Genomic DNA, 357 nt, shown 5'->3' with positions numbered 1-357 from the left:
CTATAAATTATGGAGTTCCTCTGATGAAAATTGTTTCCTATAGCACCAAACAGTATGATCGCAAACATATGGAACAGGTCAACCAACAATCAGAGTTTAATTTTAATATTGAATACTTTGATTTTCCATTAACGGTTCAGACAGCTAAAAATGCCGTCGGTGCTGACGCAGTTTGCATTTTCGTTAATGATGAAGCAAACCGTGCTGTGCTGGAAGAGCTCGCGGCTCTCGATGTGCATATTCTCGCGTTACGCTGCGCTGGCTTTAATAATGTTGATTTAGATGCAGCCCATGGGTTGGGAATTCAAGTCGTTCGCGTTCCTGCTTATTCTCCTGAAGCTGTTGCAGAACATGCTG

1 pseudogene is annotated in these 357 nt (G+C 42.3%); it reads left to right on the top strand.

Annotated elements, in window-relative coordinates:
• Positions 1-23: 23 nt before the first annotated feature.
• A pseudogene (locus tag ACNQ0T_RS23335) lies at positions 24-357 on the top strand (2-hydroxyacid dehydrogenase); the annotation flags it as partial.

The organism is Enterobacter cloacae complex sp.6700776 (genome assembly GCF_048284255.1).
In the GTDB taxonomy this organism is placed as follows: Bacteria; Pseudomonadota; Gammaproteobacteria; order Enterobacterales; family Enterobacteriaceae; genus Enterobacter; species Enterobacter intestinihominis.
This window is presented reverse-complemented; position numbering and strand designations above follow the sequence as displayed.